13 protein-coding genes are annotated in these 17,517 nt (G+C 63.4%); 9 read left to right on the forward strand and 4 right to left on the reverse strand.

Translation table 11 applies throughout. The features are described from left to right. Positions 1–11: 11 nt before the first annotated feature. From KF712_05255 to KF712_05280, 6 genes are all read left to right on the forward strand, one after another. A complete protein-coding gene (locus tag KF712_05255) occupies positions 12–803 on the forward strand; it encodes a hypothetical protein (protein ID MBX3740376.1) in 792 nt (263 codons plus the stop codon). Between the two features lie 95 nt (positions 804–898). Then, entirely contained in the window at positions 899–1,984 is a 1,086-nt protein-coding gene (locus KF712_05260) for a hypothetical protein (protein ID MBX3740377.1), read from the forward strand. A 26-nt stretch (positions 1,985–2,010) separates the two neighbouring features. After that, a complete protein-coding gene (locus tag KF712_05265; protein MBX3740378.1) occupies positions 2,011–4,494 on the forward strand; it encodes a TonB-dependent hemoglobin/transferrin/lactoferrin family receptor in 2,484 nt (827 codons plus the stop codon). A gap of 230 nt (positions 4,495–4,724) precedes the next feature. Further along, positions 4,725–5,999, forward strand: a complete 1,275-nt coding sequence (locus KF712_05270; GenBank protein MBX3740379.1) for a DUF1552 domain-containing protein — start codon at positions 4,725–4,727, stop codon at positions 5,997–5,999. A 14-nt stretch (positions 6,000–6,013) separates the two neighbouring features. Next, positions 6,014–8,641 carry a DUF1588 domain-containing protein gene (locus KF712_05275; GenBank protein MBX3740380.1) on the forward strand — a complete coding sequence of 876 codons (2,628 nt, stop codon included), beginning with the start codon at positions 6,014–6,016 and terminating at the stop codon, positions 8,639–8,641. Positions 8,642–8,723: 82 nt separating this feature from the next. After that, complete coding sequence (locus tag KF712_05280; GenBank protein ID MBX3740381.1) at positions 8,724–9,434, forward strand: hypothetical protein; 711 nt, start codon at positions 8,724–8,726, stop codon at positions 9,432–9,434. Positions 9,435–9,747: 313 nt separating this feature from the next. On the opposite strand, the gene KF712_05285 is transcribed toward KF712_05280, so the two are convergent. The 3 genes from KF712_05285 to KF712_05295 are packed head-to-tail and all read right to left on the reverse strand — an operon-like array spanning position 9,748 to position 12,544. Next, the gene (locus KF712_05285) at positions 9,748–10,494 is read right to left on the reverse strand and encodes a hypothetical protein (GenBank protein MBX3740382.1); all 747 of its coding nucleotides are present in this window, start codon (positions 10,492–10,494) and stop codon (positions 9,748–9,750) included. After that, positions 10,491–12,242: a hypothetical protein gene (locus KF712_05290; GenBank protein MBX3740383.1), complete on the reverse strand. Its 1,752-nt coding sequence runs from the start codon at positions 12,240–12,242 to the stop codon at positions 10,491–10,493. Before KF712_05290 ends, KF712_05285 begins: the two co-directional genes overlap by 4 nt. A gap of 56 nt (positions 12,243–12,298) precedes the next feature. Further along, positions 12,299–12,544, reverse strand: coding sequence for a hypothetical protein (locus KF712_05295; GenBank protein ID MBX3740384.1), 246 nt, complete (start codon positions 12,542–12,544; stop codon positions 12,299–12,301). A gap of 131 nt (positions 12,545–12,675) precedes the next feature. On the opposite strand from KF712_05295, the gene KF712_05300 reads away from it, so the two are divergent. From KF712_05300 to KF712_05310, 3 genes are all read left to right on the forward strand, one after another. Further along, positions 12,676–13,008: a hypothetical protein gene (locus KF712_05300; GenBank protein MBX3740385.1), complete on the forward strand. Its 333-nt coding sequence runs from the start codon at positions 12,676–12,678 to the stop codon at positions 13,006–13,008. 117 nt (positions 13,009–13,125) lie between these two features. Beyond that, positions 13,126–14,169 (forward strand): Gfo/Idh/MocA family oxidoreductase, encoded by a 1,044-nt coding sequence (locus KF712_05305; protein MBX3740386.1) that lies wholly within the window; start codon positions 13,126–13,128, stop codon positions 14,167–14,169. A gap of 663 nt (positions 14,170–14,832) precedes the next feature. Then, positions 14,833–15,027, forward strand: a complete 195-nt coding sequence (locus tag KF712_05310; GenBank protein ID MBX3740387.1) for a DUF4177 domain-containing protein — start codon at positions 14,833–14,835, stop codon at positions 15,025–15,027. 24 nt (positions 15,028–15,051) lie between these two features. On the opposite strand, the gene KF712_05315 is transcribed toward KF712_05310, so the two are convergent. Then, positions 15,052–17,478 carry a hypothetical protein gene (locus KF712_05315; protein ID MBX3740388.1) on the reverse strand — a complete coding sequence of 809 codons (2,427 nt, stop codon included), beginning with the start codon at positions 17,476–17,478 and terminating at the stop codon, positions 15,052–15,054. Positions 17,479–17,517 lie beyond the last annotated feature (39 nt).

Genomic DNA, 17,517 nt, shown 5'->3' on the forward strand with positions numbered 1-17,517 from the left:
GAAACAATACCATGAACCTGACTTCCCCAGTTCCCCGCCCGATCCTCGGTGCATTCGTTGCAACGATCCTGGCCAGCGCCACTTCACAAGCGATCACGACCTTGGTCGGCGCCGGTGTCACGGGTGATCCATTCCTGACCTCTCCGGGCGCCGCCGGAACCTCGACCTGGAATGACCTCAATGCCAGCGCGCTGCCCGGCTATGGCGGCTTCCCCGGCTTCGGTGCCTGGCCATCGCCCATCTCCTCCCAGGGAGCGGGAGACAACTCCGCCACCCTGACGAAGGTGAGCGGCGCGGCGTATCCCGCCAGCGGCTCGATCTATTTCGGCGGGACGCTCCTCACACCCAACACCAACGGAGCGCAGCTCAGTGTGAACGACAGCACACCGGTCAGCGGCCTGACCACCATCGTTTTCCAGATCCAGTTCGGAGAGGCGATGGGTTACGACTTTTACAACAACGTCGAGCCGGTGCTGAGCTTCACCGCGGGAGCGCAGGGCGGAACCAGCGTGGCCGCCACCTACAGCGGGGTGATCAGCAGATTCGACAACGGAACCTTCGATCCCGGCACCGGACCGGAGCCACTCTACACCAACACCTACGGATTCCAGTGGGATCTGAGCGGGATCACCGAGCCGATCACCGGCTTCAACATCACTTTCAACGGAGTCCAGCACTCCAGCCTTTATGGGATGAAGCTGGAACAATTCGACCAGAACCCCGGCGGCAGCCTCATCCCGGAGCCATCCTTCGCCCTGCTCGGCGGTCTGGGCGGATTGCTGCTGCTGCGCCGCAAGAAATGAGCGGGAAACCCGCCGGACCTTCCGGTGATGGCCGGTCCGCCACACGGCGGGCCGCCATCCTCCCCGTCCCGCCACACGCAACCATCCCGAGAACCTTGAAACTCCTGTCCATCTTCGCAGCGGCGATGCTGACGCTGCCCGCCGCGGGCCAGTCGCTGCTGGTCACGCCGGCCCTCCAAGGCACGACCGAAAATGCGGTGTGGTCCCTTCTTTCCGGCACCAACACCGTACCGGTTCCCGGGACGAATCCGGTGCAATACGAATGCTCCCCGGATGACTTCACCGACGCCTCCGTGGACTTCCGTGTCCACTCACCCGGCTACGGCGCGACCTCCGGGCTTTACAGTTGGGGCGGGGCCTACCAGACCACCACCACCAAGACGACCGGCAGTTTCGCGATCAAGCAGGCCGTTTTCCAGGTCGATCTCCTCTGGGATCCCGCCACCCTCTATCCCGGAACCAACATCCCCCGCCTCAGCTACAACGGCGGGAGCCAGAATCTCGAGCCGCTGCCAGTCATCTTCGGTGGAAGCCGCGTCGAAGACAACGGCATCGGCGGTGAGGCAGGAACCGATCCCTTCACCTACCGCGGGGTCATGTGGCAATGGGACCTGTCCCAGATCGGCGTGAACATCACGTCCGTGACCATCACCACGCCCTACGCCAGCCACACCTCCGTTTCCGGCGCGCGCGTGGACGTCGCCTCGCAGTTCCGAAATCTGGCGGCCCCGGCCTCCACACCGCTCCAGACCTGGCGTGACCAGTATTTCCAGACCACCGCCAACAGCGGGGATGCAGCGGACGACGCGGACCCGGATGGCGACGGCATCCCCAACCTCATCGAGTATGCGCTGGGTACCCGCCCGGACTCCGCGGACGTGGATCACGGGGCGTCCAATCTCCCCGCCATCTCCAGCGCGGGTCCACGGCCATCCATTTCCTTCAGGCTCCCCACCACCCCGCCTGAGGAACTCACCTACCAGGTCCTCTCAAGCGCGGATCTGGCGGACTGGAAGGTGATCGCGAGCAAGGCAGGAGCCTCGCCATGGATCTGGAGCGGGGACGGGCCGGACGGCATCTCCTCACAACCTGTCACCGGCGGGAATCTCCTCACCATCCAGGATGAGGTCACCGTCAGCGGGAATGCCCGCCGCTTCATGCGCATCCGCATCTCCTACTGAGGTCAGCGAACCCTGGCCATCTGCCGATGAAATCCATCTTCCTCCTCCCATTCATCGCCGCCGCGCCGCTCCAGGCGCAGGTGGAAGAGACGGATATCCCCTTGGAAAAGGAGATCTCCGGTGAAGCCACGGCGGCGGACGACAAGCCCGCCTCCGCCACCGAGGAAACGCTCGGGGAGATCGTGGTGTCCGCCGTGCGGGACCCTTTCCTGAACATCCGGGGAACCACCACGCGCATCGACTCCCGGACCATGGCGGAGAACGGCGTGCAGGATCTGGGTTCGATGGTGAAATATGACCCGACGGTCGTCGTGCCCTTTGACTCCACCACCGGCGACGGCTCCGTGGGCTACGCTTCCTCAGGCTCCGCATCGTTCAACATCCGGGGCATCGAGGGCAACCGGGTGGGCATCGAGGTGGACGGCATCCGCCAGCCGCCGGAATACATCTCGACCTCGTTCGACGCCGGACAGGAGAGCGGAGCCGGTGGCATGGGGAGGGACTATTTCGACCCGTCCATGTTCCAGCTCGTGGAGATCCTGAAAGGCGGGGCCAGCGCGCAGTATGGCTCCGACTCCATGGGGGGTGTCATCTCGATGAAGACGCTCGATCCCCGGGATCTCTACGTGGACAAGACCTGGGGCGGCCTGGCACGGACCCAGTTTTTCTCCCGCAATGACGGCCTGGCATGGCAGCTCGGCGGGGGTGGCCGCTCGGGTGGACTGGACTATCTCCTGCTTTACGCGGGCCGCGAGTCCAATGAGACGGCCAACAACGGCAGCATCCCGCCGGACCCGATGTCCATCGACAGCTCCGCGTGGCTGGCGAAGGTCGGCTACGACGCCGGGGACCATGTGTTCCAGTTCACGTTCGAGCACTACGAACGGAACCTCCACGCTGACATGCGGAGCGCCATCGATCCCGCCGGGGGCATCTTCACCATCTTCCGGCAGAGCATCGACAACTGGCAGGATGTGGAGCGCAGCCGCCTGAGCCTGAAATGGCTCTACCAACCGCTGGGCGGCTGGGTGGACAAGGTGGAGACGCAGGCCTACTGGCAGAGCGCCACCAGCGGCAGCCGGAATGCCAGCACGAACCCGACGGTCCGCGCGCTGGATCTGGGCGGCCCACTGGTCCCCTATCTGCCTGCCATCCCGGCGCCATGGCGCACATGGCTCCTCGCCAACAACCCCGGCCTGATGGTGGAAGGGCGCAACCGCACCCAGGAGATAGAGTTCGAAACCGAACTTTATGGCATCACTTCGTTCGCCCACAAGACGGTGGAATTCGACGACCAGGAGCACAAATTCCTCTTCGGCATCGACGCCTCGATGGAGAAGTCATCGAACAGGTTTGACCGGACGGAGACCCGCGGACAGGTGGTCCGGGATCTGACCGATCCCCTGAACCCGATCATCACCTCCATCGTCACCACGACGGACACCGACCGCATTTCCTTCGCCCCTTCGGAGACCACCCGGGTGGGTCTGGTGTTCCAGGACGACGTGAAGCTGGGGACACTGTGGGAGTTCTCCCCCGGTCTGCGGCTGGACTACCACCAGATCGACACGAACCTGACGCAGCAGTTCCTCGACCGGCTGCAGGGGGCACTGGGCGGTGCCGCGACCGCTCCGCAGGCGAGCGACGGGTATGACAATCTCACCCTTTCACCGCGGTTCGACGTGGCGTTCCTGCCGACGGAGAACTCGCGCGTGTATGCCGGCTACGCACTGGGCACACGGAATCCGACCGCGGAGGAACTGACCATGGTTTTCGACCATCCGGCGACGGGAGCCAGCAGCCAGACCACCGTTCCCAATCCCAGCCTGCAGGAGGAAACCAGCCACGCCTTCAAGCTGGGCTACAAGGCGGAGGACGACCGTGGGCGTGTGGGGGTGGAGCTGTTCTACACCCGCTACCAGGATTTCATCGAGAACAACCAGATACTCGAAGTCCTGCCGGGCGGCCATGTGATCACCACCACCATGAACCAGGGTGAGGCGGAGATCTACGGCATCGAGGCCAGCGGCGAATGGGACGCGGGTTCCTGGAAATCCGCGCTCACGGGTGTCTCTCTGGGCCTCAGCGCGGGATACACCATCGGCCAGAACCTGACGAAGGATGAGCCGGTGAACACCGTGGAGCCGTGGAAAGCCATCGGCTTCATCGGTTACGCGGATCCGGACGGAAAATACGGCGCGCGCATGATCGGCACCTACACAGGAGCGGTCACACGCACGGATGACACGACCATGAACGGGGAGATGTTCCGCCCGGACTCCTGGTTCACGCTCGACCTGCTGGCATGGTGGAAACCGGTCCGCGGCCTGACCCTGAACGCCGGGGTGAACAACATCTTCGATGAACAATACTGGAACTGGTCCACCGTCCGCCGTGGCGGCGGGCATCTGGGCCTCGCGGGGGTCGGCGGTGGCCACACCTCGGCGGTCGATGACCGGACCACGGCACCAGGCCGGAATTTCTTCCTCTCCGCGACCTGGCAGTTCTGATGGGGCTGGGGAAGATCCACTGGGACCGCGGGATTCATCCCGCCCCGGAGAATCCAGCCAGCATGCGAAGCCAAGCGGGATGAATCCCGCGGTCCCGGCCCGGAAAACCTCAGCGCGCCGGCGGTTGCGGGTCTGCCATTTCTGGAAGACCTTTGGGGAAGAGTGTCCACAGTTGACGGATTTCCGGAAATCTCGGCGTCATCCGGCACGTATCCCTGTTGCCAGCCACCATGCAGCCCACTTTTTCCAGACGCCGTTTCCTGCGCAGCGCGACCGCGCTGATCGCCCTGCCCGCCCTCGAAGCGTTCGGCGGATCACGCGCCGCCGCGGCCACCACCGCCGCCACGGCGAAGCGGGCGAAGAATTTCATCGCCATCGGCTCCTACCTCGGCTGGCACCAGCCCGCATTTTTCCCGAAGACCGCCGGGCGGGACTACACCATGCCCGCCAGCCTCACGCCGCTGGAGCCACACCGGGATCAGATCACCATTTTCTCCGGCCTGGACCACCGCGCGCCCAATGGCCACAAGGCGTGGTCGAACTTCCTCTGCGGCAATGCCCCCGGCTCCTACTCGGTGGACCAGCAGATCGCGGATGAGATCGGCGCGAAGACGCGTTTCGCCTCCGTGGAACTGGCGACCGGCATGGGCGAGGGCGCGAAGTCGATGAGTTTCACCAAGCAGGGCATCGGCCTGCCGGCCACGGTGCGGCCCAGCGTGCTCTACCGCCAGTTGTTCGCCTCCAAGGCGAGCCGCGAGCGCACGGAATACCTGCTCAAGAGCGGGCAAAGCTCGATCGACAGCGTGCTGGAGGACGCGAAGCGCCTGCAGGCGAACCTGCCGCAGCGGGACAAGGACAAGCTGGACGAGTTCTTCGATTCCTTCCGCAGTGTGGAGAACAAGATGGGCCGCCAGCTCGCCGCGCTGGACCAACCTTCACCGGATCCCGGCTACAAGCTGCCCAGCTACGACCCCATCACGCCGAACCTGCAGATGGAGGCGGGCACCATCATGTATGACCTCATGACGCTGGCGCTGGACACCGGCTCCACCCGCGTGATGTCCCTCTTCCTGGACGGCCTGGGCCAGGTTTTCGCCATCGACGGCGCGGTCCTGAAGGCCGGTTACCACGCGCTCTCCCACCACGGCAATGACCCGGAGATGATCCGCGACCTCATCGCCATCGAGCGGGCGCACATGGCGTGCTTCGCCGGGTTCCTGAGCCAGCTTTCGGAAAAGAAAAACCCGGAGGGCAAGTCCCTGCTGGATGACACCGTGATCCTGCTGGGCACCGGCATGGGCGACGCCAGCCGCCACAGCAACACGAACCTCCCCACACTGGTGGCGGGCGGCGGCTTCGGCCACGGCCAGCACATCGCCATCGACAGCAAGGCGAAGGACGCCCCGCTGCTGGGCGACCTCTACATCACCCTGAAACAACGCCTCGGCATGGAGTCCGGCAACTTCTCCAACGCATCGAGGAACATGAACCAGCTCTTTTCATGATGCCTGATGCCGGAATGTGTGGCCGCCTCCTGCTGGTGGGCGCGGCCGGGTTCGTAACGTCCACGGTCCATGCGGCGGAGGCGGGCAAGTCCACCTCCATCCCGGATGACGTGGTGGCCGTGCTGGAGAGCCGCTGCGTGAAGTGCCACAACGAGGACGACGCGAAGGGCGGCATCAACCTCGACGGGCTGGACATCGACTGGAGCAAGGCGAAGGCGGGCAAAGACTGGGAAAAGGTCTTCAACGTGCTGGCCCACCAGCAAATGCCACCGGTCGACAAGGAACAGCCGACGGCGGAGGAAAAGAAGACGCTGCTTTCCTTTCTGGATGGCGAGCTGAAACGCCACACCCCGTTCGGCGGCACGCTGCCACGCCGCCTGAACCGGCTGGAATACCGGAACTCCATCCGGACGACTTTCCAGATGCACGACTTCGACCTGCCCGCGGGATTCCCGCGCGACACGCGGGACCACGGCTTTGACACGGTGGCGGAGGCGCTGGTGCTTTCCCCTCCCCTGCTGGAGTCCTACCATGAAGTCGCCCGCCAGATCGCGGACGAGCTGTTCCCGCCGCCAAGGCCGAAGCCGCCGGTGACGAAGCGCACGGCGGGCATCCAGGATCTGGTGCTGAGTTTCTCCGCCGCCTCCCTGCATGGCGACGCGCTGCGCCTGGCCTCCCGCAGCCCGGACCTGATGCGGAGCTGCACGTGGCCCAGCAAGATCGAGATCCAGGACTCCGGCATCTACCGCATCACCGTCTCCACCTCCGCCTTCCGGCCGAAGGGCAAGGACCCGATGATCCTGGAGGTGCGCGCGCGCGACCTGTCCGCCAGCGACCGCATGCGGATCACGAATTTCCGCCTGCTCCAGGAGATCTCCGTCACCAGCGAAACGCCGGAGACCGTCACCTTCGAGGCGGAGTTGCACGAGGGCCAGACGCCCGCCTTCCGCTGGTTGAACGCGGAGCTGGACCATGAGCCGGAGGGCTTCACCGCCCTGCTGGAGGAGCGGTTCAAGGAACCCCGTTTCCTCGCCGCGTGGCAGGAAATGCTTTTCCCGGGGAACCCGCGCAAGCGCGTCTCCACCACCCCGTTGCGCGGCCGCAACGGCTGGGACATTTTTCTCCGCGCCTACAACAATCCGGACCTGAACCTGGCGGACGCCACCCCGGACAACCGCTACACGGAAGCCGCGCTGAAGATGGCGCAGGAACCCGGCACCTCCCGCGCGCTGGCGGACACGCTGGCCTACCACTACCATGACAACGGCCCGTCGTTGCAGATCCACGCCGTGGAGATCGAGGGACCGTTCAAAACCGTCGATGGCCCGCAGGACATCCGCCGCCGCGAGTGGCGGGAGTGGAGCTTCAGCAACCGGCGGAACGGGGAAAGCGACGTGGCCTTCGCCGAACGCGGCCTGCGCCTGTTCCTGCCACGCCTGTTCCGCCGTCCGGTGGGCGACGACGTCCGCAACGAATACCTGGCGATCGCGAAGAACCACTGGGCGCAGGGCCACACCTTCGACGAGGGCATGCACCTCATGCTGCGCGCCGCGCTCGTCTCCCCGCGCTTCCTCTACCGCGAGCTGAACCCCGGCGAGATGGACCAGCATGACCTGGCCAGCCGCGTCGCCTACTTCCTCACCCGCAACGCACCCACGGCGAACATCGTCATCCAGGCGCGCGCCGGAAAGCTGTCCGACCCGGCGGTCTATCGTGAGACTGTCAGCAACCTGCTGCCGCGCTCCCCCGGCTCCGCGATGATCCGCGATTTCACCGAGCAATGGCTGGATACCCGCCTGCTGCCGGAGATCATGCCGGATGAGAAATTCGGATTTTCCATCGAGGAGGTGGAGCTGGCCAAGGCGGAGGTGGAGCACTTTTTCTTCACCATCCTCAAAGAGAACCGCCCGCTGCGTGATTTCATCGACCCGGATTTCATCACCACCTCGAAGCGGTTCGCCATGGAGAACTACGGTTACGAAGTGAAGGGTGAAAAGCGGGTGAACCCCGCCAGCGCCTACATCACGGAGCAGCGGAAGATCGAGCGCCTGCCCATCCCGCGCGGCGGGGTGCGCGGCGGCCTGCTGGGGCAGTCCGCCGTCATGATGGCCACCGCCAACGGCGTGGACACCCAGCCCGTGCTGCGCGGCGTGTGGGTGGTGGAGAACATCCTGGGCATCCCCCTGCCACCCGTGCCCAGCAATGTCCCCGCGCTGACCCCCGACACCCAGGGAGCGAAGACACCGCGTGATCTGCTGGAGGCCCATACGAAGTCCGCCGACTGCCGCGGCTGCCACCAGCAGATCGACCCCATCGGCTTCGTGCTGGAGAACTTCGACCCCGTCGGCGGGTGGCGCGAGGACTGGCCCGGCATCAACGTGAAGATCGATCCGTCCGGCGTCCTGCCGGATGGCACCCCCATCGCCGGCTACACGGACCTGAAGCAATGGATCTCCGGAAACATCAACCTCTTCGCCGAGTGCCTGTCGGAAAAGCTCATGATCTACGCCACCGGCAGGGTCCCCAGCTACGCGGAGAAGCAGGAGATCAAAGGCATCGTCGCGAAGGTGGAGCAGGACAAGGGCGGCTTCCGCGACCTGATGCTGGCGCTGATGGAGAGCAGGACGTTCCGGACGAGGTGAGGCAAACCAAAGCAATAAATCGAATTTGAATAAGTCAACAACAGATCACACCTCTCTCGTGAATCTGAGGTAGAAAAATCCGATGATCCAGCGATTCGATATTAACATTGGAGCGGACTCAAGAGTCACAAATCAAGAGATCTTCTCAAAACTAGGACGCAAAGGATATCAAGAATTCCAGAAAGCTCAGGAATTCCTCGATTTATGGAAAATATTTTTTCATCATAATTACGGCAATTTACTCGGTATAAGCCACTTAAGCAACCCCGACGACCCTCCAGACATTATCGCCCACTTCGAGAAGGGCGAAATCCCAATAGAGATCACCTCCATCACACCCCGACACATCTTCCAATCCGACGCTATGCACGGAAAGTCAGGAAGGAATATTGCCCGACAAGACATACCTGTTTCTAAAAAACCAAAAGATGCTCAGGAGGCCAGAGAGTGGATGTACGGACAGGGAGGAAATTGGGAGTCTTTAAATGACTCCAATAGAGTCTGGCACGATGAAATCATTTCAAGTGTCACTAGAAAACTTTCAAACCCGTCTAACTTGAAACAAGAAAATGGAATTCTACTTTTAGTCACTAATCGCCTTTTCGGCCATTTCAATGAAGAAGAGATGGTAAAGATAGCCATGAAAACCTCTTTAGACCGACTTCCAGAAGAGCACAATTGGATGATAGCAATCCACAATCAGTGGAACAGCTCGCAGTGCTTCTCCGTACTTACTTCAAGATTCAAAGAACCAATGGTGAAAAATAGCACAGACAAAGGGTCTCATTTATAATAGTTCCCGCTCCACAAAAAGCACTTCTTCAAGCAATCGACTCCATAAAAGATTTTTCACCAGATCATACAAAAAAGGCGGTCCGAATGATCATCCCCGGGGAAAACCCATAACCCTAAGATCAATCAGTCGAACCGCCTGTGTCTCGCGACATCTTCAGAATAGCAAGAGGCGTGCCAAGTGGGATGGCAGTAAGGAGGGAGGACACTCCTGTCCTCCGGCTGCAATGGCGAGGTAAGGAGGAGTGGATCAATTCGGGATGCTTTTGTTTCGGGTTCCCAATGCCGCCGGAGGACAAGAGTGTCCTCCCTCCTTACTTCAACACCGGAGCCAACACCTTCGCCCAGGCTTCGTAGCCTTTCGGGCCGAGGTGGGTGCCGTCCTCGGTGTAGAGTTCCTGGATGCTCTTTCCATCCGCGCCGCGGAAGGTGGGCGTGAGGTCAAGCCAGCGGACCTTGCCCACGGCGAGCTTTTCAATAAGCGGGTTCACGGCCTGCACACGCTTGTCAAAGGCCTCCGCCTTCAGCGGCAGGACGGACTGGAGGATGATGGTCGAGTCAGGAGTCTTCGCCTGGATCCGCTTGATGACTTCCTCCACGCCCTTTGCGATCTCCGCGTCGGTGCCGTTGTTCTGGAAGATGTTGTTCACGCCGATCATCAGGACAACGGTCTCCGGCTTCAGGCCGTCGAGCTCGCCCTGGCCGATGCGCCACAAGGTCTGGCGGGTGGTGTCGCCGCCGATGCCGAAGTTGGCGGCTTTCAGCGGCTCGAACTCCGCGGCCCAGGTTTCCTTGCCCGCGCCGCTCCAGCCCGCGGTGATGGAGTCACCGAGGAAGAGGATGCCGATGCCGCCCTTGTCGCGCTTTTTGAGCATGCCCTGGTGGGTCTGCTGCCATGCCTGGGGCACCTTCGGCCAGAAGCCCCACCCGGGTTCCCACGGTTTTCCTACCGGAGCCGGACCGGCGGTCATGTCCGGCGCAACGGCGGGTTCCTGAGCGAAACTCAGAGCGGCAAGAGAGAGGCCGAGCACTCCCGGCAGCAGGTGGCGGAGGGTTTTCATTGAGCCGGGGCAGGTGCTGGAGCCGGGGCAGGTGCTGGAGCCGGGGCAGGTGCTGGAGCCGGGGCAGGTGCTGGAGCCGGGGCAGGTGCTGGAGCCGGGGCAGGTGCTGGAGCCGGGGCAGGTGCTGGAGCCGGGGCGGGCGCTGGAGCCGGGGCGGGCGCTGGAGCCGGGACAGGTGCTGACTCTCCGATGCCGGTGTAGATGTCACAGTTCGGCAGTTTCGCCTTCAGCGCGGTGATGGTCTCCGGAGAGACGCCGGTCTGCCAAAGGTAGAGGCTCTTCAGATTCGGCAGCGCGGCCAGCTTCATTACGCCCTCGTTGGTCACCTTGGTGCCCCAGAGGTTGAGGGACTCCAAGGCCTGGAGCTTCACAAGCGTATCGAATGCGGCGTCCGTGATGTCGGTTTCCGCAAGGCGGATCTTCTTCAGGTTCGGAGCGGCGGAGAGCTTCGCCACGGAGGCATCCGTCACCTTGGTGGCGGAGAGCTCGACTTCCACGAGGTTCGGGAAAATGGGCTCCAGCTTGGCGAAACCAGCGTCGTCCAGGCTCCCCCGGAGGGACACGGCGGAGAAGGTGATGTTCGAGGACTGCTGGGACTCGAAGGTGACCGCGCCGGGATACTCTTTCTGGAGCTGGATGACGGTGCCTTTCAGGTCATCCGTCGGACCGGCGGCCTTTTTGGCGGCGACTTCCTCCATGACGGCGGCGTGGTTGGATGGCAGCTTGGCCAGCGCTTCTTTCACCGGAGCTGGGATCTCACCCATCTCGCCAAGGGTCTTTTTCGGGTCCGCGCCGCTGTCGAGCCACCACTTGATGAGGACGACCTCATGCGGTTCCGGCTCCGGCTTGCCATCCGGCGGCATGTGCTCGTCCTCGTCGAGCGGCAGGGACATGCGGACGATGATGTTGCTCTTTTCCGCGGAGCCAGGCTCGATGGACGGGCCTTCCTTGCCGCCCTTGATGAGCATCTCGTAGTTGTCCATCCGCAGCTTGCCCTTCGCCTTTTCCTCTTTGTGGCACTGGTTGCAGCGGTTCTCGAAGATCGGCGCGATGATGTCGTCATAGACGACCTTCTGTTGCGGGGAGACGGCCTTCTCCGGCGTACCACCCTCTCCAGTGCCCTTTTTCTTGCGCTCCGGCAGGCCCAGCAGCTTGCGGATGGGGTCCGGGGCGTAGGAGGTGAGGTAGTCCGAACCGTGGGTGATGGAGGCACCGTCATGGCTGGCGAAGCTCATGATGCCCATGTTCGCGAAAAACAGGAGGCGGTAGAACGCCTGGTTCGCCACGGAGGCGATGGTCCATGCCTTTACGATGAGGACCAGCACGGAGGCCACGGCAAAGGCCAGGCCACCCCACAGGTGGCGCTCCGCCAGCTCGTTCCCCTCATAGCCGCCACCGTGGTAGAGCATGAATCCGGCGATGACCGCGATGATGCAGGTGATCGCACCGAAGAACATCGGGAAAAGCGGCGTTTCACGGCGCTCGCCGCGCTTTTTCAGGAAGATGGCGCCGATTTCCTGGAGGGCGATGAGCGAGAACACGCCGATGGGCAGGTGGAGCATCACCGGGTGGAAGTGGCCGATGAAGCGCACGATGTCCGGCATCTTGTCCCCATCCGGAGGACCGGCGAGAAATGGCATCGCGACGAGGCCGCCGATGGCGGCCAGCCCGAACAGGGTCAATGCCCACCGGCGTTTTTTCTGGTCTGGAGCGGTTGCGGCGGCGGATTCTTGGATGGGTTCGTCCATGGGGATGCGATCTTACGGTCGGGAGGCCGTGGATCTTCCATGGTGGAGCCGCAAAATCAAACATCGACTGTCATGTCTTTCGACTGCGGCTGGCCCGCCTTCTTTCCGCCCGCGGCCTTCGCCTTTCCGAGGAAGGGCAGGAAACGGCGGACGTCATAGCCCAGCGCGGAGGTGGCCTTCAGGAAAATGGCCAGCGCGATGGCCTCATCCAGGAACGGCAGCGGATCCGGGATGAACGGCCCCGCGATGAAGGCGTAGAACCCGGAAACAAGCACGACGATCCAGAGGATGAACCTTTTCATGACCGGGTATCATAGCACGGTTTCCGCCGCGCCACATTACAACTTCGCCCGCGGTTTCCATCCGGCAGGAAGAGTCTTGCGCCCGCCGGAGCGGGTGGAGAAGCTCCACGGCATCCCGTTTCCCACAACCCATGAATCCACTCATCCTCCACACCCTCCACGTCGCCAGCGCGCTGGCCCTCTTTGGTTCCCTCGGCGCGATCTTCCTCGGTGGTTCCGGGAAAAAGGGCGCGAGCGCGCTCCATGGCATCTCACTGGTCCTCATCCTGCTGATCGGTTTCGCCATCCTCAAGAAACCGCCGATGGGCCAGTACTGGTGGATGGTGAAGCTGGGCATCTGGCTGTTCATCGGCGTGGCCCCGGCGCTGGTAAAGCGGAACGTCCTGCCGCCATGGATGGGCTTCGCCCTCAGCCTGGCAGCCGCCGGTTACGCCGCATGGCTGGGCTACACGAAGCCGTTCTGAGGACCGTGCGGGGGACTCACCCGAATGGACTCTTGCCAAAACTCGCCGGTCCATCCGATTCTCCATGCGTCACGTAATACCTTCCCAGCAGCCCAAACCCCACTCCCATCCTTTCCCATGAAATTCGGAATCATCGGCGCCGGCATGATCGGCCACTTCCACGCCAAGGCCATCACCGCCATGACCGGCGGCACGCTCCACTCCGTCTTCGACCTGCGGGCGGAAGGCGCGGAAAAACTCGCCGCCGAATATGGCGCGAAGGCCTACTCGAACATCGATGAGTTCCTTTCCGACCCGGAACTGGAGATCGTGACCATCGGCACGCCGTCGGGCGCACACCTCGGCCCCGCGCTCGCCTCGCTCAACGCGGGCAAGCACGTGATCTGCGAGAAGCCGCTGGAAGTGACCGTGGAGCGGGTGGACGAGCTGATGGCAGCCGCCGCGGCGAACAACCGCACGCTGGCCGCCGTGCTCAACCGCCGTTTCCACCCCGGCATGGACGCTTTCAAGAAAGCCGCCGATGAAGGCCGCTTCGGCAAGCTCACCAGCGCCTCCGCCTATGTGAAATGGTGGCGGGAGCAGTCCTACTATGACTCCGCCGCATGGCGGGGCACCTGGGCGCTGGATGGTGGCGGCGCGCTGATGAACCAGTCCATCCACACGGTGGACTCCCTCATCTACCTCGCCGGTCCCATCAAGTCGGTCCAGGCGAACGCCGCCCTGCTGGCCCACACGGACATCGAGGTGGAGGACATCGTTGTCGCCATCGTCGAGTTCGAGAACGGTGCGCGCGGCGTGATCGAGGCGTCCACCTGCACCTGGTCGAAGGACGGCCACCCGGCCCGCGTCCAGCTTTCCGGCACGGACGGCTCCGTGTTCCTGGCCGATGAATCCTTCGAGATCTGGGACTTCCGCGACGAAAAGCCGGAGGACACCGAGATCCGCTCGAAATACATGAAGGGCGTGGGAATCGGCGTGGGTGCGAACGATCCGTCCGCCATCAGCTACTACCAGCACCAGCGCAACTTCGAGGAAGTGGTCAACGCCATCCGCGAGGGCCGCGAGCCGACCGTCTCCGCCAGCGAGGCGCGCAAGCCCGTCGCCGTCATCCGTGCCATCTATGAGAGCGCGCAGAACGACGGCAAGAAGGTCTATCTGTGATCTTCCTTCCCCATCATTCCTGAAGCTGGAGGCCGGAGACGAAAGTCCCCGGCCTTCTTTTTTGGATTGGTGGGTCACTGTGATCGCCGAATACGGCAGTCGGACAAGAGGCAGTGACCGCATTCCATGCGGTCAGGTGGGGTATAGCGGATGAAATCTTCCGATCCCGGATATGGATTGGGCATCCACTTGCGGACAATGGGGCGGCGCGTCTTGAAAAGGATAGGATCGTGGGGTGATAGGGCTTTCCACCACCTGAGCGCATGGAATGCGGTCCCTGCCAATGATCCGACCAAGGGCCTGAAAACAAAAAAGCCGCAGCCGGTGGCCTCGCAGGACTGTTTTCCCCCCGGATAACAGTCCCGCTGCCAGCACACCGGCTGCGGTTCTTATGAGAAGACAATGGCACGGTTTTCCGCCGGATGCAACAATGGGAGTGTCCCGCGATCGCGTAATACCCTGATGGCCGGTTTCGTGACATGGTCCTATCCGTCAGCCGCGACGGACTCCCCCCGACCGGAACGGCGGCAGATTTCCCCCCAAAAAGAGATCGGCAGGTGATTCCCCCCGCGGCGTCATCTGCCGATTTGGTTTTCAAGGGGTGAGGGCGGCAGACCCGGGGTGGAACGGCAAGAAAAACGCCGGTGCCCGCGTATTCCTGACATGATCCGTTGGGAATATCGCACCGTGAAATTCGGCGCTGCGAAGGGCCACGGCGGGATCTCCACCCCCTCCGACCTCCAGGACTACCTCAACCGCCTGGGCGACCAGTGCTGGGAAGTGACCGGGGTGCTGGAAACCGACGCCGACCACCACCAGAGGGAGTTCATCATCCTGATGAAGCGGCCGAAGGAGTGAGCGTCCCCACCCGCCGCCCTGGCATCAATCCGCGGGCAATCCGACGTCCACGCGGCCGAACAACTTCGGCGTGGTGGAGGGATCGCAGGGTTCCTGGATCATGACCCGCTCCCACTGGTGGTCGATGGGGGTCACCTGTGGCGTGCCGGTCATCGGCGTGAAGGAGCCGGGAAGCAGCGTGGTGGAAAGCCGCGGCGTATAGACCAGCCCGCTGTTCCTGCGGCGCACATACTCGAAGCGGAAAAAGGAAGGCGAGGTGCTCTCCCCGGCCACCAGTCCGACGCGGGGCATGCCGGAATCTCCGGCCCCGGGGGCGAGACCGGACGGACGCTCGTCCAGCGCGATGTTGAAGGCATACCGGAGCAGGTTCGGCGTGGCATCCCCGGCGGGAGTGGCGGAGGGCAGCGCGTCCTCCCCTGAAAGCCAGCGCAGCGCCGTCCAGTCACGGAACATGTCCGCCGGCGTCCTGGACTGGGTGAACAGGCTGTGGGTGCCGCCCGCGGCGATGGACGTCACGTGGTCCGCGATCATCACGGGCAAGGACTGGTCCGCCGCGCCGCCGATCCCGAGCTGCCCCTTGTCATTCGCGCCCATCCCCCACAGCGTGCCGTCGGATTTGAGGAACAGGCTGTGGTCGAAGCCCGCCGCCACATCCACCACGCCTCCGGCGACCAGCTTGTGCGGCAGGTGCCGGTTCGCGCCCAAACCATCACCGAGCTGGCCCCGGTGGTTGCGCCCCGTCACCCACAGGGAGCCGTCCTTCTCCAGGATCAGCGTGTGGTACCGTCCGGTCGCCGCCTTCTTCGCATTGTAGGAGGACTCGATGGCATACGGGCCGGATGTGAAGCCGGTCCCAAGCTGGCCATACGTGTTGTCCCCGAAGCCGAACAAGACCCCGGAGGTGGTGAGGTAAAGCAGATGGCTCTGGCCGGGGATGATCTCCGCCACCCCGGAAGCGAACTTCAGCGGCTGCGGCTGCACATTCAGCCCCCAGACCAGGTAGCCCATGCCATATGCGTCCCCGTTTTCCTTCACGAAGGCGCTGTAGTTGTTCCCCACGCCGATGCGCACCACATCCACGGCGACTTTCACCGGTTGCGGGCGGTTGTTGGTCGTCCCATCCCCCAGCTTTCCATATGCCCCTTCCCCCTGGGCCCAGAGCGTCTTGTCTTTCTTCAGGATCAGGCGGTGCCTGAAATCCCCCGTCGTCGCACGGACATCCGCCGCCGCCCGCACCGGATAGGGACGGGCACCGTCACCGACGATCCCCTCGAACCCGGCGCTCCACCAGTCCCCGTCCTTGGTGAAACCGCTGCAATAAAGTCCCGCCGAGATCCCGCTGGCCTCCGCGGCGACCGGCAGCGGCACGCTGGAGCCGCGGGCGGTGCTGTCCCCCATCTGCCCGTAGTCATCCGCCCCCATCGCCCACAGGCTGCCGTCCGCTTTCACGAAAAACGATGTCGCCGTTCCCGCGGACACCCCACGCACCTGGTTGGCGATCTTCACGGGGACGTTCACCGGATCATTCGTGCCGTCTCCCAGACTGCCCACGGTGTTCCCTCCCATGCCCCACAGGGTCCCGTCCGCCCTGATGAAGAAACTGTTCGACTGCCCCGCCTCCACGGACACCACCCCCTCGGCGATCCGGACCGGAGATGAACGGGCCGTATTGTCCCCGGTGCCGAGCTGCCCCTCGTAGTTCCTGCCGATGGTCCACAGGCTTCCGTCCGACTTCACGAAAAGCCCGTGCGCGTCACCGGCGGCCACCGCCACCACGTCCTCCGCCAGCTTTCTCCGCTGGGATCCGTAGGAATCTCCCATCACCCACAGGCTTCCGTCGTCCAGGATATAGAACGTATTGTAGTAGCCCGCGGCCACCTCCCTCACTCCGTCCCCCACGCGCACCGGGATGGTGTGGAATGCCAGGGAGTTATAACCCTCGCCCAGCTCGCCGTAGTAATTCGTCCCGGTCCCCCACATCACTCCCGCACCATCCACCCAAACGGAATGACCTGCCCCCTCCGACAGCGTTGAGACACCCGCCGCGATCTGGCTGAAAGATACTCCGCCCGGACCATACCGGGTGGTTTCCCACAGGGTGCCATCCCTCTTCAGGTACATGCTGTGGTAAGTCCCCGCGGCGACCCGGGCGACATCCCCACCCAGAAGGACGGGAACCTTGGTGCCCTGGTTGGAAATGCTTCCCAGCTCCCCGTAGTAGTTGGAACCCATGCCCCACAGCTCCCCGTCGTCCCGCACGAACAACGTGTGGCTGCTCCCCGTGGCGACACCCGCCACTCCGGAAGCAATGATGCGGGAGGGCAGGATGCCCGTCCCCAACTGCCCCTCCGAGTTCCTCCCCATGCTCTTCAGAACCTCCACCGCAGACACTTCGGAAGCTCCGGTCACCAGCCCGGCCAGCAACCCCATGCAATAAATCCACCTTTTCATGATATGGGCTTGGCGGCGGAGCAAATCCCCCGCTCCGCC

The sequence above is a fragment of the Akkermansiaceae bacterium genome, from assembly GCA_019634595.1.
GTDB lineage: Bacteria > Verrucomicrobiota > Verrucomicrobiia > Verrucomicrobiales > Akkermansiaceae > Luteolibacter.

Excerpts from the sequence above, each read along its gene's own strand:
- KF712_05315 (MBX3740388.1), bottom strand. The coding sequence starts at position 17,478 with ATGAAAAGGTGGATTTATTGCATGGGGTTGCTGGCCGGGCTGGTGACC.
- KF712_05270 (MBX3740379.1), top strand. The coding sequence starts at position 4,725 with ATGCAGCCCACTTTTTCCAGACGCCGTTTCCTGCGCAGCGCGACCGCG.
- KF712_05305 (MBX3740386.1), top strand. The coding sequence starts at position 13,126 with ATGAAATTCGGAATCATCGGCGCCGGCATGATCGGCCACTTCCACGCC.
- KF712_05255 (MBX3740376.1), top strand. The coding sequence starts at position 12 with ATGAACCTGACTTCCCCAGTTCCCCGCCCGATCCTCGGTGCATTCGTT.
- KF712_05275 (MBX3740380.1), top strand. The coding sequence starts at position 6,014 with ATGTGTGGCCGCCTCCTGCTGGTGGGCGCGGCCGGGTTCGTAACGTCC.
- KF712_05300 (MBX3740385.1), top strand. The coding sequence starts at position 12,676 with ATGAATCCACTCATCCTCCACACCCTCCACGTCGCCAGCGCGCTGGCC.
- KF712_05265 (MBX3740378.1), top strand. The coding sequence starts at position 2,011 with ATGAAATCCATCTTCCTCCTCCCATTCATCGCCGCCGCGCCGCTCCAG.
- KF712_05310 (MBX3740387.1), top strand. The coding sequence starts at position 14,833 with ATGATCCGTTGGGAATATCGCACCGTGAAATTCGGCGCTGCGAAGGGC.
- KF712_05290 (MBX3740383.1), bottom strand. The coding sequence starts at position 12,242 with ATGGACGAACCCATCCAAGAATCCGCCGCCGCAACCGCTCCAGACCAG.
- KF712_05295 (MBX3740384.1), bottom strand. The coding sequence starts at position 12,544 with ATGAAAAGGTTCATCCTCTGGATCGTCGTGCTTGTTTCCGGGTTCTAC.
- KF712_05285 (MBX3740382.1), bottom strand. The coding sequence starts at position 10,494 with ATGAAAACCCTCCGCCACCTGCTGCCGGGAGTGCTCGGCCTCTCTCTT.
- KF712_05280 (MBX3740381.1), top strand. The coding sequence starts at position 8,724 with ATGATCCAGCGATTCGATATTAACATTGGAGCGGACTCAAGAGTCACA.